Annotated in this window: 17 protein-coding genes; 12 read left to right on the top strand and 5 right to left on the bottom strand. The window is 44.4% G+C overall.

The window, feature by feature from the left end; all coding sequences use genetic code 11:
- Positions 1-39: 39 nt before the first annotated feature.
- Together A6K76_RS08815 and A6K76_RS08810 are read right to left on the bottom strand one after the other, a co-directional pair.
- Positions 40-693: a hypothetical protein gene (locus tag A6K76_RS08815; protein WP_066464186.1), complete on the bottom strand. Its 654-nt coding sequence runs from the start codon at positions 691-693 to the stop codon at positions 40-42.
- 137 nt (positions 694-830) lie between these two features.
- Positions 831-1,628 (bottom strand): enoyl-CoA hydratase/isomerase family protein, encoded by a 798-nt coding sequence (locus A6K76_RS08810; protein WP_066464184.1) that lies wholly within the window; start codon positions 1,626-1,628, stop codon positions 831-833.
- 413 nt (positions 1,629-2,041) lie between these two features.
- Here A6K76_RS08810 and A6K76_RS08805 point away from each other — a divergent pair, with 413 nt between their 5' ends.
- The 4 genes from A6K76_RS08805 (at position 2,042) to A6K76_RS08790 (ending at position 4,775) form a co-directional block, all read left to right on the top strand.
- Positions 2,042-2,959 carry a tyrosine-type recombinase/integrase gene (locus A6K76_RS08805; protein WP_066464183.1) on the top strand — a complete coding sequence of 306 codons (918 nt, stop codon included), beginning with the start codon at positions 2,042-2,044 and terminating at the stop codon, positions 2,957-2,959.
- Between the two features lie 12 nt (positions 2,960-2,971).
- Complete coding sequence (locus A6K76_RS08800; RefSeq protein WP_066464182.1) at positions 2,972-3,163, top strand: DUF4236 domain-containing protein; 192 nt, start codon at positions 2,972-2,974, stop codon at positions 3,161-3,163.
- A gap of 125 nt (positions 3,164-3,288) precedes the next feature.
- Positions 3,289-4,329, top strand: a complete 1,041-nt coding sequence (locus A6K76_RS08795; RefSeq protein ID WP_066464181.1) for a hypothetical protein — start codon at positions 3,289-3,291, stop codon at positions 4,327-4,329.
- A complete protein-coding gene (locus A6K76_RS08790; RefSeq protein ID WP_066464180.1) occupies positions 4,314-4,775 on the top strand; it encodes a ribbon-helix-helix domain-containing protein in 462 nt (153 codons plus the stop codon). The genes A6K76_RS08795 and A6K76_RS08790 overlap by 16 nt, the downstream gene beginning before the upstream one ends.
- Positions 4,776-4,797: 22 nt before the next feature.
- Here the strand turns inward: A6K76_RS08790 and A6K76_RS08785 are convergent, their stop codons facing one another.
- Positions 4,798-5,247, bottom strand: a complete 450-nt coding sequence (locus A6K76_RS08785; protein ID WP_066464179.1) for a DMT family transporter — start codon at positions 5,245-5,247, stop codon at positions 4,798-4,800.
- Between the two features lie 15 nt (positions 5,248-5,262).
- Positions 5,263-5,688, bottom strand: coding sequence for a DMT family transporter (locus A6K76_RS08780; RefSeq protein WP_066464174.1), 426 nt, complete (start codon positions 5,686-5,688; stop codon positions 5,263-5,265).
- 191 nt (positions 5,689-5,879) lie between these two features.
- Between A6K76_RS08780 and A6K76_RS08775 the strand changes: the two genes are divergently transcribed.
- Complete coding sequence (locus tag A6K76_RS08775) at positions 5,880-6,692, top strand: undecaprenyl-diphosphate phosphatase (protein WP_066464172.1); 813 nt, start codon at positions 5,880-5,882, stop codon at positions 6,690-6,692.
- An 89-nt stretch (positions 6,693-6,781) separates the two neighbouring features.
- Here the strand turns inward: A6K76_RS08775 and A6K76_RS08770 are convergent, their stop codons facing one another.
- Positions 6,782-7,126, bottom strand: a complete 345-nt coding sequence (locus A6K76_RS08770) for a hypothetical protein (RefSeq protein ID WP_139108676.1) — start codon at positions 7,124-7,126, stop codon at positions 6,782-6,784.
- 529 nt (positions 7,127-7,655) lie between these two features.
- Between A6K76_RS08770 and A6K76_RS08765 the strand changes: the two genes are divergently transcribed.
- The 7 genes from A6K76_RS08765 (at position 7,656) to A6K76_RS08735 (ending at position 13,830) form a co-directional block, all read left to right on the top strand.
- Positions 7,656-8,651: a hypothetical protein gene (locus tag A6K76_RS08765; protein WP_066464167.1), complete on the top strand. Its 996-nt coding sequence runs from the start codon at positions 7,656-7,658 to the stop codon at positions 8,649-8,651.
- 92 nt (positions 8,652-8,743) lie between these two features.
- Positions 8,744-9,637 carry an HNH endonuclease gene (locus A6K76_RS08760; RefSeq protein ID WP_066464165.1) on the top strand — a complete coding sequence of 298 codons (894 nt, stop codon included), beginning with the start codon at positions 8,744-8,746 and terminating at the stop codon, positions 9,635-9,637.
- A 317-nt stretch (positions 9,638-9,954) separates the two neighbouring features.
- Positions 9,955-10,932: a ring-cleaving dioxygenase gene (locus A6K76_RS08755; RefSeq protein WP_066464163.1), complete on the top strand. Its 978-nt coding sequence runs from the start codon at positions 9,955-9,957 to the stop codon at positions 10,930-10,932.
- A 152-nt stretch (positions 10,933-11,084) separates the two neighbouring features.
- Positions 11,085-11,711 (top strand): YczE/YyaS/YitT family protein, encoded by a 627-nt coding sequence (locus A6K76_RS08750; protein ID WP_066464162.1) that lies wholly within the window; start codon positions 11,085-11,087, stop codon positions 11,709-11,711.
- Positions 11,712-11,822: 111 nt separating this feature from the next.
- Positions 11,823-12,254: a MarR family winged helix-turn-helix transcriptional regulator gene (locus tag A6K76_RS08745; RefSeq protein ID WP_066464160.1), complete on the top strand. Its 432-nt coding sequence runs from the start codon at positions 11,823-11,825 to the stop codon at positions 12,252-12,254.
- A gap of 21 nt (positions 12,255-12,275) precedes the next feature.
- Positions 12,276-13,238: a VOC family protein gene (locus A6K76_RS08740; protein ID WP_066464159.1), complete on the top strand. Its 963-nt coding sequence runs from the start codon at positions 12,276-12,278 to the stop codon at positions 13,236-13,238.
- The gene (locus tag A6K76_RS08735; RefSeq protein WP_066464157.1) at positions 13,219-13,830 is read left to right on the top strand and encodes a flavin reductase family protein; all 612 of its coding nucleotides are present in this window, start codon (positions 13,219-13,221) and stop codon (positions 13,828-13,830) included. Before A6K76_RS08740 ends, A6K76_RS08735 begins: the two co-directional genes overlap by 20 nt.
- Positions 13,831-13,836 lie beyond the last annotated feature (6 nt).

Below are 13,836 nucleotides of genomic sequence, written 5' to 3'. Positions count from 1 at the left end.
CTGTCCAAAAGTCGATTTCGACTTTTGAACAGCCCTTTTTTATAGTTTTGAAAATAGACGTTTAAAAAATCCTACTTCTACTTGTTGCTTTTGCTCTTCATGCTTTGCGATTTCTTGGTCGTGCAGCTGCGTATTGACGCGGTTTAATAAGTTCATAACGGCTGCGTTTTGTTGCTCTAAACGGTCGAGCTGACGCGTGTTTTTTTGCTGCTCGCCTTGGTCGCCAATCGAAGTTGATAATAGCTGAAGCTGTTGCTTTAAAATTTCGTTTTGCTCAAATAGCGCTTCTTGCTGTGTTTGCTGCGCTTCAATAATTTTAAGCAGCTGCTCGTTTTGAAGCTCTACTTTTGAAATATGTGTTGCCAGTAGCTCAATCGATTGAGATAAATGATGCACACTTTCGTCAGACTTCGGTAACGTTTGAAGACGTTTCTCAGGCTTTTCCAGCGTCGTTATATCAAATGTAGGTGACAATACAAGGCGAATTGCTTCGGTCGTTTGGAAACCATGCTCTCGCTCAAGCATTAAAACGGTTTGAAGAAATTTCACATCGTCAGCTGAAAACTGCTCGTTTTGCTCTGAATCAAAAAAAGTATAGCCTTGCTGTCGAACTAAATCGATATAATGAAGAATGGCTTGTTCTTCGATCTGAAGTAATGGCGCCAATTGATGTAGCGCATATGTAGCTGTCATTGCAAACGCTCCTTTTAAATTTTAGATGAAATGTTATATTTTAGTGTAGCATATTTTTAATACGTTGTCGTCGATTCGTAAACATAAACAAATGCCAGTGGGGAAGTATCCTACTGGCATTTGCTAATCATTATAAACTATAAACGTTGACGTGTAAACTGTGGCTGACGTTTTTCAACGAACGAGCGTACACCTTCAGGGAAATCAACAGCATCAACAAACGGCGTTGAGCCTTCCCATAAAGCTGGTGCTGAATCGATGCATTCGCGCACAGAGCGTTTTACCGCTGAGCAAGACGCTGGGCTCATGCCTGCAACGAGCTTACCCATGCGCAATGAGTAACGCGTTAAATCTTTTTCCGCCACTAAGTAGTTTAACATGCCTACTTTGAACGCTTCCTCGGCTTTGTACACGCGACCTGTAAATACGAAATCTTTCGTAGCAGATGGACCGACAAGATCGACTAAACGTTTTGCGAATTTATTGTTTAATGTAATGCCTAGCTTGCCGACTGGAATACCCATGCGCGCCTTTTCAGAGCCGATGCGAATATCGCAAGCGAGCGCTAATTCTAACCCAGCGCCCATCGCAGGTCCGTTAATGACACCAATCGTTGGAATCGGTAAGTTTTCGACAATTGAAATCGTACGCTCCATATGTAAAAATGCTTCCTCGGCTTTGTCTAATGAAATCGAGTTGAACTCTTTAATATCTGAGCCAGCTGTGAAGTTTTCGCCTGAGCCACGAATGATCAACACTTTGTTTTTCGGATTGTCTAACACTTGTGATGCGATGTTTGCGAGTTGCGTCCACATGTTCGCTGTTAACGCATTTTTTAGCTGTGGACGGTGAATTGTAATAATCGCAAGTCCTGCTGTTTCTTGATAAATGATTTTTGCTTCTTCTGCTTCAAGTCGCATTGTTTTTACTTGCATGTAGCCATCTCCCTTAATTATATCAATACGCTTATTATAGTACAGAAATGAATGACGGTCGCACGAAAAGGCAGAATTTTCTCGAAAGTTGAAGAAAGCGCGTCAAAAAAGTGATTAATATAGCGAAATATGCGCATGCAGTAAATAAAAAAACACGAAAATAGTTATTATCCGACCAAATTTGTTATAATACAGATACATCACCATAAGTGAAAGTCGCTTGAAACAACAAGCGGACTTCGCGGGGAAAAGTAACCGTAGCAGCGCGAGCCTCAAGACAATCGTAAGGAAGGTGATGGTCGCCACTACAAAAGTCCTCGCTTTTATGACGAACATCGTGTTAGTACCTGCGGAAAAGCGACTCGGCGTTATGGTGAAGAGCTATAAGAAAAAACGTAATAAGGAGAGATGCTATGCAAACGTTAACCGAAGCGTGGGCTGTTTTCATCATCCATTTACAAAAGATGGGGAAAGCACCGTTAACGCTTAAACAGTACAAAATCGACGGCAAGCAGTTCATTCAATATTGCTGGGATCAAGAGGAAGATTATTTGCGCGACGAAACGATTAAGCAGCTTGTGAAAGATTACCGCGAGCACGTGCAAGAGCGCTACGACAACACGCAAAGCATTAACCGAAAATTTGCCTCGCTGCGCACATTTTTACATTATGCGCATTTTCGCGAATGGATTCAAACGGTGCCAGAAGCATACGTTAAGCCGATTCCAAAAGTGCAAAAGGCGTTATCAGTGCTAAATGATGCCGATCGTGCGCAAGCAGTCGACGTATGGCTTCAAATTTACCGTGCGAGTGTAGAGGATGAATATCGCTGGATGGCGCTTCGGAACTTTTGTATTACGCGCCTCGTGTCAGAGCTTGCACTAAAGCCGTATGAAATTGTGAAAATGAAATGGTCACATATCGATTTTGACACGCGTATTGTGCGCATATTCGGTGCGAAAAGCTATCGTGATTTAGAGCTATCGGAATCGATGCTATCGTGGCTTGCGCTGTTTGAAAAGCGGACGCACGCATTATTCCCTGAGCTAGTCGAGGCGGAGCACATTTGGCTCGGCTTACATAACAAGCCAGGTCAGCCGATTACGGTGAAAACGATTGAGCGTTTAATGCTGCGAATTTCAAGCATCATCGGCAAAAAAGTAACGTGCACGAATTTACGCTACACGGCGATGCACAAAGAGCTGCTTGCAGAAGATCGTCAAAAGGTGAGAGAAATTTTTGATAAATACGGCTACGTCCATCATAATGTAATGGAGGAGCGTCGACGTAAAATTATCGAGGCACTCGCATTAAAGGAAAAAAACGACTAAGAGGTGATGAAGGTGAAATTTCATTTATCAAAAAGTAAAAAGATTTTGCCAGGCGTGACGGTGAACGTATCAACTGCTGGGCCGAGCGTGTCAATCGGTCCGCGTGCGGCGAAGTTGAAATTGTCTTCAAAAGGAATCGATGCGAGCATACGCATTCCGAAGCTCGGCTTGCACGTGTCAAAGCGTATTGTCGGTCGTAAATAACATAGTGGAGAACGGTGCAAGCGCGCTGTTCTCTTTTTATTTACAGAAATGTCGAAAAATTTAGCGAATATTACTGAAAAATATTGCTACGTTTTGTATACTAGAAGTAATAAGGGGGAATAGCGATGACGCATCACTTTATCAAAACGAAATGGTTATACGCTGCACTAGTTGTGTTGCTCGGTAATATGTGGCTGTATCATACATCAGCCGGTCAGCTTATTATTCCACATAATGATGCAGCAGGTGTCGTACTCGGCTCGCTCATTGATTTAGCGCTCGTTATACCGTTGCTAATCACGCTGCATGTGAAGGAGAAAAGCTGGAAGTTGTTTGCGCTGCTCATGATTTCAGGGCTTGTGCTTGCGCGCTTCGTCATTCCTGCACAGCTACTTACACCATTTAAAAGTATTACGAACGCTGCGTTAGTGGCAGAAGGTGTGCTCATTTTAATTGAGCTAAGTATTGTTGCGTATGCGTTATATTATGCACCGGCGATTTATCGCAAGCTAAAGGAGCGCATCGTACCGTTACCGTTTGCGCTAATCGAAGCGACGAATACATATATGAAAGAAAATGTATTACTCCACGCATTGCTGCAGGAAGTGCTCGTAATGTATTATGCATTGCTTGGGTGGAGAAAAAAGGCGCCAAGTGGTTACACTTTATATAAACAGTCGATGTATGTGCCGGTGATGATCATGATTTTACATGCCGTCGTGCTAGAGGCGGTCGCGTTCCATTGGCTGCTGCACGATTGGATGCCAATTGTTGCGTATATTTTGTTAGCGCTACATATTTATTCGGTTATTTTCGTGCTAGCCGATATGCAGGCGATGCGTTTGAATCCGACCGTGTATATGAATAATACGTGGTATGTGAGTTTCGGCTTGCTCAAGCGCATCGATATACATCGCGATAATATGAAGGCAATTCATGAAGGGATCACGGTCGACAAAGAGGACATCGTATATTTTGAAGCACCAACATTTGGCGAAGAAGCACCGCATTTCATCGTGGAGTTACATGAGCGACAGCCTGTGCAGTTCATGATGGGCATGAAAAAGACAGTACGCTATATCGGGATTCAAGCCGATGATGCATCGTTAAAAGAGGCGATGGAGCAAACTATTCAAAGGGGGAATATGGAATGTCAAAAGAATTAGCTTTTTATCAGGAACTCGTTGACTATATTATGCAAGAGCAAAACGGTGAGCTAAAAGGGATCAAGAAAAAGTTTGGTGTCTCAAAGAAAAAGGCACAGCAAGTATTAGAGGAGCAAGGCTATTCGTTTAACCAGCAAGTTGGCAAATGGACAGCTGCACATACAGAGCAATTTGTAGATGGCTTTTCCAATGCAGAAATCGATTTATTGCGCGAACTCATTTCAGACGTACAGCAAAAGAAAGATGCAGCAGCAAGCACGACAAAAAATACGTTAGATGAGCTGCTTCAAACGGTGGCAGACGATGCCGCACCGAAAGTTCGCCGCACGTTTACGGTAGACGAGCATATTATGCAGCAGTTCGATGAATTTTGCGAAGACAAAGGTTATACGAAAAGCCACATCATTACAATTGCATTAAAGCAGTTTTTAGATACGTATAAATAAACAAAAAGGAAACGTGCGCGTATTAAGCGTTCGTTTCCTTTTTTTGATAATTGAATAAATAAATACCGACAATCATAAGCAGTAAGCCAGCAATATGCGTCCACTCAAGCGTCACTTTTGGCAACACTAAAAAGCCAGTCATATCAAAAATCATCGACGTTGTAAGCTGTGCGATAACCCCGATGACGATCGTTTTCGTTGGACCGATTTTGCGCATCGCCGTCATCGTGCAAAAAATAACGCCAATGCCGACAAGCCCGAATAGCCAATACGCCGGCTTCATATCGCTAAAGTTAAAAATAGCGGTGCCGTCAAGCAGCAAGCCGACGACGAGCGAGGCAATGCTGCCGGTCGCTAAAATAAACGCGGTCGCAGCCCAACTACTCACCTTCATGTTCACATGGCGATTAAAAATACCTTGCACGCCGACAAATAACCCTGCGCACAAGGCGAATAAAATTCCTACAATCAAAATGTCGCGCTCCTTCTATAACGTAATTAACAATGCACCGACGACCATAACAGTAAGACCGAGCAGTTGATGACGTGCAATTGGCTGCTTTGGCATATCGAATAAGCCGAACATCTCAATAATAATGACTGTCGCAAGCTGAGCGAGCAGCATCGTCGCGTTCGTCATCGCAGCCCCGACGTACGTCACCGCAAAAACGCTCGTTGCGACGACGACCGCCCCGAACGAGCCCCCGAATAAATAACGTGTCTTCACTTGTTTAAGTGTGGAAAACGACGGCTCTCGAAACGCTACGTATAGCAGCAATGCTCCAGTAGCGCCGACCGCTTGTGTAATCATTGCTGTTGACCACGTGCTCACAACTGTACCGATTGTGGCGTTCAGGACGTTTTGTAATGAAATAAAAAAACCACTTAATATGGCAAATACGATTCCAGGCATAAAAACCTCTTTCTTATAATAAAATGATGTTGTCTTTATTTAACCATTTAAAGCGTGTATATAAAAGGAAATACGCTCGAAAAAAAGAAGAGTGCGCACTTTCTAATGTAGAAGATGATTTTAAACGAAACATATTGTATAATTGTTCGTCGTAGTACATGAAGTTTATTTGTAGATAGGGGACGAACAACTTGGATTTTGATATTTTATATACGTTAAAGCTGATCATCATTGGGCTTGTACAAGGGTTTACAGAGCCAATCCCAGTGTCATCAAGCGGGCACGTAATGATTGCGAGTGAAATTTTAGGTGTTGGAGAGCAAGGATTTACGTTTGCAATTTTAACGAATACGGCGTCGTTACTTGCCATTTTAATTATTTATCGCAACGATATTATTCGATTAGTGACGGGCTTTTTAAAGTACATACAGACGCGCGATCGTCGCTACAAAACAGACTTTAATTTCGCGTTATGCGTCATTATTGCGTCGATTCCAGCAGGTGTGCTAGGTGTGCTGTTAAGTGATGTCATTGCGGAATCTGTTAGTATGAACGTCATTGCGTCAATGTTAATTGTAACAGGTATCGCGCTTTGGTTAATTCGTAATTTAAAAGGACGCAAAACGGATAAAGACATTACGAAAAAAGATGCAATTTTAGTCGGTCTTGGGCAAGCGGTTGCGTTAACGCCGGGAATTAGCCGTTCAGGTGCGACCGTTATTACGGCAATTACGACGGGTATGCGTCAAGATACAGCGCTTCGTTTCTCCTTTATGATGTACATTCCCGTGAGCCTCGGTGGTGTTGTGCTCGGTTTATCAGACTTTTTAAATGAGCCAAATAAAGGTGACTTAGCAATTCCATACATCGCGGCATTTATTGCAACATTTGTGATGACGTACTTTGCGATGAAATGGTTCATGGGCATTATGCAAAAAGGAAAGCTCCACTTCTTTACGTATTACTGCTTTATCGTAGCTGCGTTATTATTTATTTTCTTCTAAACAGTAAGCTGTGCGACACGTCGTACAGCTTTTTTAATGCATCATAAAAAGAGTTGCTCGAGAACATGTCGAGCAACTCTTTTGTGCGTTTATCGTTTCGTTAATGCGTCGTCATCATCGTCATCGCCGGCGTAAAACTTCATGCCTTCAGGTGGTAGTGCAGCGTGGCGGTTTTTTAAATCGTCGACAGTTACTGTAAATTCAGATGTTACTTCCTCATCGATCGCGTCGACTACTTCACCGTGCATCATTTTATCTGTTGCAACGTCCTCATACATCGGTGCATCGTTCGGTGGTGCGTGCATATATGGCTCGTTCATTTTCATTTCAAAGTATTCGCCGGTCATGTTCACTTCATTTAAGCTTTTTGCTTCACAAATCGGGCAAGGCATCATCAGCATCGTCATTTCTCGTTTGCAAGTGTGACAGAACATATAGTAGACCCCCATTCGATTGAAGAAATTCATGTGTAGGCCGATTAGTCGGTGAAAATGAATGCGTTTCGTCTATTGCTAATCGCTACAGCTACTTTCTTATTTAAATAGTTCCCAGTTGTGCATTATTTAAAACGTCCGAAGCGGTGACGAAATCGTGAACGTTGATGAAAATGATGTATAGTATGTTGCGCATTGCAGTATGTTTGTTTTTACTAAGACGTGGCTAAAAACTTCAGAATTTCGTATACATAATAGCGAGAAATGAAATCGCGTTCTTTATCATAATAGGGGGTTGCTTTCCACGGGCTCGGCGGCGAACACGATGACTCGTGTAGTGGCGCTTATCGCCTTCCTTGAGCCTCCTCAACATTCGTTCCTCGTGTTTGCGGGGTTTTTCGACGCGAGCTATTCCCGCTGGAGTCCGCCTCTTGTTTCGAGCCTCGTTCGCATTCTACATTTCCATCACCTTGTATATAAAATATAACTTTCATGAAATTTAATTTTCGTATGAGTGATAGGCATATAAGTGGCGTGTTGTTACACTTTAAAAAAAGGGGGGATTTTCATCATAATCGAGGAAATTCAATCAACGTGGCAGCAGCGAGTAGAACGTCGCGCAAAGGAAATGCTGTCATTCATACAAGTAAAATACGGCACTTATTTTTTAACGGAAACGGTGAAGGAAATTGTCGATGATGATCATCCGTTTGACCGCAGTGGAACGTTAATCGATACAGGAGAGATTTATAAACATATATACAGTAGCTTTTTTCATTTTTTAGAGGAGGCACATAACGGTCAAACGAGTGCGACGTTTATTTCTGGCTGTGGCCTCCGCTATGATACGTATGTAGACGAAATAGAAGCATCGATTACGGATATGATTTTTTATGAGTTACATGAGACGGTAAAGCAATTTATCGCAACTGGCAAGCTAGAGAAAAGCCAACAAGAGGATGAATCAGACGTATTAGAGCGCGTAGATGATGAGAATGAGTTAGACATGCTTGTATGGGAGCTAGTGCATAATATAATGCATGAGTTAGAGCGTATTACGTTACATGAGGCGATTCATTTAGCGTATACGGAGATGAGCGAGGAACATCGAGCGCAATACGAACGTATACGAGATGCATATGCTCTCATGCAAGCGATTAAATCATTGCCGCAATTAAAAATCGTCACGATCCATTCATTGCAGCGAAAGCGTTTTGAAGTGAGTGCAGAAGGTGTCGTATATGGACAAATTAGAGCATCTCAATGGACGTTTCAAAAAGAGTTACTGGATGCATTATGTCAGCCGAATACAATAGTCATCGTCCGTAATGTGACGAACATAAAATATGATGAGCAGTTTATACACGTCATATACGGGTTTCGTAATGAGACAGGAATGTATGACTGTATTTCAAAAGAAACGGTACAAAGATCGTTTGACGAAATATTGCCAAACGAGCGGTTTAAGGAGCTACCGTTATCGACGTACCGTATGAAATTTCGTGAATGCTTTGTGAACGATTAAATGGAAATGTTTATTTTTTCGCTTACGTGGTATGGATATTCGCAAAGGTGAGCAAATTATGCTAATTTTAAAGAAAAGGGGAGGTATGTGAAATGGTATTAAAAAAAGTATTTCAAACAGCTTCAAATTTAACGGAATCAACCATTCATGCGGCTACGGACGTTGTGAGCTCGACAGTTGAAAAAGTAGGATTAAAAGGGGCAGCGACGTTTATTCGTGAAACAGGGGACATGACGAGCGAGGCGGCGAAAACGAGCATTCAGCTAACGTCGCACGTAGTAGACGGCACGACAAAAGCTGTACAAGGTACGATTCAAAAAGATGCGCAAAGTCGTCAAGAAGGTGTGGACGATTTAACGAAAACAGGCAAGTCGATTGTCACGAGCGTCAATGCGATGGTGAAGCACGGAGCGAGCAATACATACGAGGCAGTGGCAGGCGTCGTCGGTCGTGATCAACAGCGTGTCAAAGGGGCAGCGAAATCGCTTTTACAAACGCCGATCATCGGTAGTCGCGCGTTGAAGCTAAGCGACGTTATTGAAGCGGACGCAACGAACGTCGATACGATTCAGTCGATTAACGAGCTGTACGAAGGAACGGTGCATCCTGTGACAGGTGTTGCGTTTGAGCGCACAGAGTTGTTAGTTGGCGACGAAACGATTTCAGACGTATTCCCGGTATTCGAAGCGGCGTTTACTGCGCGCATCGAGCCAGAAGCGTATTTATTAACAGACGAAGAGCATCATGCGCTAGCGAACGAGCAACTATATAACGCGATTGAGCAGGACGCAGCGATTGGTGAAATTATCGGCTTGACGGACGAAGATCAAGCGGCGTTAAAGGACGGGCAAACGCCAGCAGGTTATACGTGGCATCACCATGAGCAGCCAGGTGTATTGCAGCTTGTGAACGCGCAAATTCACGCGCAAACGGAACATATCGGCGGACGCGTCATTTGGGGCGGCGGTTTGCAAAATCAATATTAATAGATGAAATGAGCGAGCTGTGCGATATGTCGAATGACAACGTCGCACAGCTTTTTTTATGCGATTTTATGAGAGGAAGGCATCGTTTTGACGTGTAAACGGCGACTTTTGCGGGACAAGCACGAGCCGAAAATCGAAGGAACAAAGGCTAAATTCGTCGCGTTTATACGACAACACCTCGTATCGCCCTTCAAAACAAGCGATTTTATTATTTTATCTCGAATTCGGAATAAAATGATTGACGGTGAAATAAGTCGTATGTTAAATTATATTTAATTCGAGATATTAGAAACTAAAATAAAGAGGAGCGAACAACTATGGTAGCAGTAAAAGGTATGCATCACGTAACAGCCATCACATCAAGCGCGGAGAAAAACTATGAATTTTTCACGTACACACTCGGCATGCGCCTTGTGAAAAAAACGGTGAACCAAGACGACATTCAAACGTATCATTTATTTTTCGCAGACGATCGCGGCAATGCAGGGACAGACATGACGTTTTTTGACTTCCCTGGCATTCCAAAAGGACAGCACGGCACAGATGAAATTTACCGTTCATCGTTCCGCGTACCGACGAACGAAGCATTAAACTATTGGGTAGCGCGCTTTGATCGCCTCGGCGTGAAGCATCACGGCATTACAGAGGAGTTCGGTGTGAAGACGCTTGCCTTTGAGGACTTTGATGAGCAGCAATACGCACTCGTTTCAGATGAAGGGCTAGACGGCATCGCAGCAGGAACGCCGTGGCAAGACGGTCCGATTCCGCTAGAGCATGCAATTACAGGGTTAGGTCCGATCACAATTCGCATTCAAGACTTCGATTACTTCAAAAAGGTGATGGAGCAGGCGATGTACTATACAGAAATCGCTGCTGAAGGCGCATTCCATTTATTCGAAGTTGGCGAAGGAGGCAACGGTGCGCGCGTCATCGTTGAGCATAACGACACGCTTCGTCCAGGGCGTCAAGGGTTCGGCACGATTCACCATGCGGCATTCCGCGTCAACAACCGCGAAGAAATCGAAGCGTGGAACGAGCATTTACGTCAAATTGGCTTTGGCACATCAGGCTTTGTTGACCGCTTCTTCTTCCAATCGCTTTATGCGCGCGTTGCAAACGGCATTTTATTTGAATGGGCGACGGACGGACCGGGTTTCATGGGCGATGAGCCGTACGAAACGCTTGGCGAGAAATTATCACTTCCGCCGTTTTTAGAGCCAAAGCGTGCACAAATCGAAGCGGCTGTTCGACCAATCGATACAGTACGCAGCACGAAAACATTAACGAAACAATAACACGAAGCGAGGCTGTTTGAATTGTCGACGATGACAATTCAAACAGCTTTTTCATTTCATTCATGATGTGAAATTTAAGTTTTCAGAAAAAAGAAGGTCATGCCATTTCGTTGCTATAATAAAGCTTTATGAAACAGCAAAGGACGAACAACATGACAGCAATGCAATTACGACTGCTCTTTTTTACAGCAGGTTTAACAATTTTAGCATTCGGCGTGACGCTGACGATTAAAGGAAGTGTTCTTGGCGTCGGCTCTTGGGATGTATTACATATCGGCTTAGCAAACTACGCGCTCACAATTGGGACGTGGTCGATCGTGACAGGATTTATTATTTTACTCATCGGCACATATTTCACAAAGCGCATGCCAAAGCTCGGCACGTGGGTCAATATGCTGTTTGTCGGCGTGCTCATTGACGTATTTAATGCGCTGCTGCCGAACGTGACGACGCAATCGATGCAAGTGCTATCTTTTGGCGTCGGCATCGTATTACTCGGCTTCGGCTGTGGCATGTACATCGTCGCAGATTTCGGTGCAGGGCCGCGCGATAGCTTAATGATGTTACTAACGGAGCGTCTCGGCTGGTCGGTTACCGCATCACGTACGACGATTGAAGTAACGGTTGCGTGCGTCGGCTTTATAATTGGTGGTCCAGTTGGCATCGGGACAGTATTCATGGCGTTTGGGCTCGGGCCAATCGTGAGCCGTTCATTGCAATTCAATCAAAAATTATTTCAGCAGCTATGTAAGGAAACGTACGCTGTGCAGTCGCATTAAAGCAAGGGAGCAATCACCTTGCTTTTTTATATGCATTCAGTTGCAAAATGATTGAAATGTGATACAATAAAATCAAATATCTCGAATTAAAGATAAAAGGAGGGGTGATCGATGGAACAGTTGAAGCTAAAGGCGATGATGACGATGCTGCGTGCGTCTCAACATATCGGGGAATATTCGCGCCAGCAAGTAAAAGCATATAACTTAAATATTACCGAGTTCGCGGTGCTTGAGCTACTTTATCATAAAGGAGAACAACCGATTCAAATGATCGGAAAAAAAATACTCATCGCAAGCAGCAGTATTACGTATGTCGTCGATAAGCTTGAGAAAAAAGGGTACGTGCAGCGCATTCATTGTCCGAGCGACCGCCGCGTCATTTATGCGTCGCTAACAGATGAAGGGCGTACGTTCATTGAAACGATTTTCCCACAGCACGCCGCTGCGATGACAGAGCTATTTGAAGGGCTAGATGAGGAACAGTTGCAGCAGCTCATCGACATTTCAAAGCAAGTCGGAAAAAAAGCAGAAGCGTCGTATTAATGATAGAAAGAAGGGCAAGCTATGCAATTTCAAGGGCATCATCACGTATCAATGGTCGTGAAAAATGCGAAGGCGACGGACGATTTTTATCGTCGCGTGTTAGGGTTACGCCGCGTGAAAAAAACGGTGAACCAAGATTCTCCATCGATGTATCATTTATTTTACGGTGACACGACCGGCACACCAGGAACGGAGCTCACATTTTTTGAAATTCCGATGGTCGGGCGCACGCATAAAGGAACAGATGCGATTACGAAAATTGCGCTCGTCGTACCGAACGTGGACGCGCTCGCATATTGGCAGCAGCGCTTTGAGCAATTTAACGTGCGTCACGATGCACAAACGACGTATGCAGACAAACCGGCGTTACCATTTTATGACCCGGACGGACTTGCGCTCGTGCTCGTAGCAGATGAAGCGTTCACACCGCCGAGCGCATGGAGTTATTGGGCGAAGTCGCCAGTGCCACAACACGTTGGCATTCAAGGCTTTGTGACGACGGAGCTAACGGTGGCGGACGTTGCGGAAATGGAGCGTATATTAACGGAGCTGTTTAGCTATACAGTTATTGCGCGCGACGACAACAGCATGCGCGTGCGTGGGGCAGGTGGCTTAGAAAGTGAGCTGTTCGTCGTAAAGCAAGACGGTGCGATCGAACGACCTGGTCGCGGCAGCATTCATCATATCGCACTGCGCGTAGCCGATGAATCGGAGCTGCGTGCGTGGCATGACAAAATTGTGCAATACGGACTTGTATCAAGCGGCATTGTCGACCGTTATTATTTTAAAAGTTTATACGTCAAGCTTGTCGGGCATATTATTTTCGAGCTTGCGACGGACGGGCCGGGCTTTTTGCGTGACGGCAACATTGAAACACTTGGACAAGCGCTTGATTTACCGGCATTTTTAGAGCCACACCGCGCAGACATTGAAGCGGATTTACACCCAATTGATGAGGAGGAAAATGATGATGAACCCAAATGAGCTAACGGAGCGCGAAAACTATAAATTATTAATTAGCACGATTATTCCACGACCGATTGCGTTTGTGACGACGGTAAACGAAGACGGGGTTGTGAATGCCGCACCGTTTTCATTTTTCAATATCGTATCATCCAACCCACCGATGATTAGCGTATCGGTGCAGCGTAAAGCGGGCGAGCAAAAAGATACAGCGCGTAATATCGTCACGAAGCAGCAATTCGTCGTCCATATTGTCGACGAACGCATCGTGGCAGAAGTGAACAAAACAGCGGCAAATTTAGCGCCAGATGAAAGTGAAATCGCGCTGACGAACTTCACGCTCGTCGACAGTGCCGTTGTAGACGTGCCAGCAGTTGCGGAGGCAAAAGTGCGCTTTGAATGTGAGCTCGTGCAGCACGTACCACTTGGTGGAGAAGACGGGCAATCGGGCTGTGATTTACTGATCGGTCGCGTCGTGCAATATTACGTGCAAGACGGGTTGCGCGATGAGGCAGGGCATATTGATCCGCATGAGCTAAACGCGATGAGCCGCCTAGCAGGAAATGATTATGCAAAAATTGGCGAGCTATTAACGATCGAGCGCCCACAATAAAGGAGG

This window comes from Caryophanon latum (assembly GCF_001700325.1).
GTDB classification, from domain to species: domain Bacteria; phylum Bacillota; class Bacilli; order Bacillales_A; family Planococcaceae; genus Caryophanon; species Caryophanon latum.
This window is presented reverse-complemented; position numbering and strand designations above follow the sequence as displayed.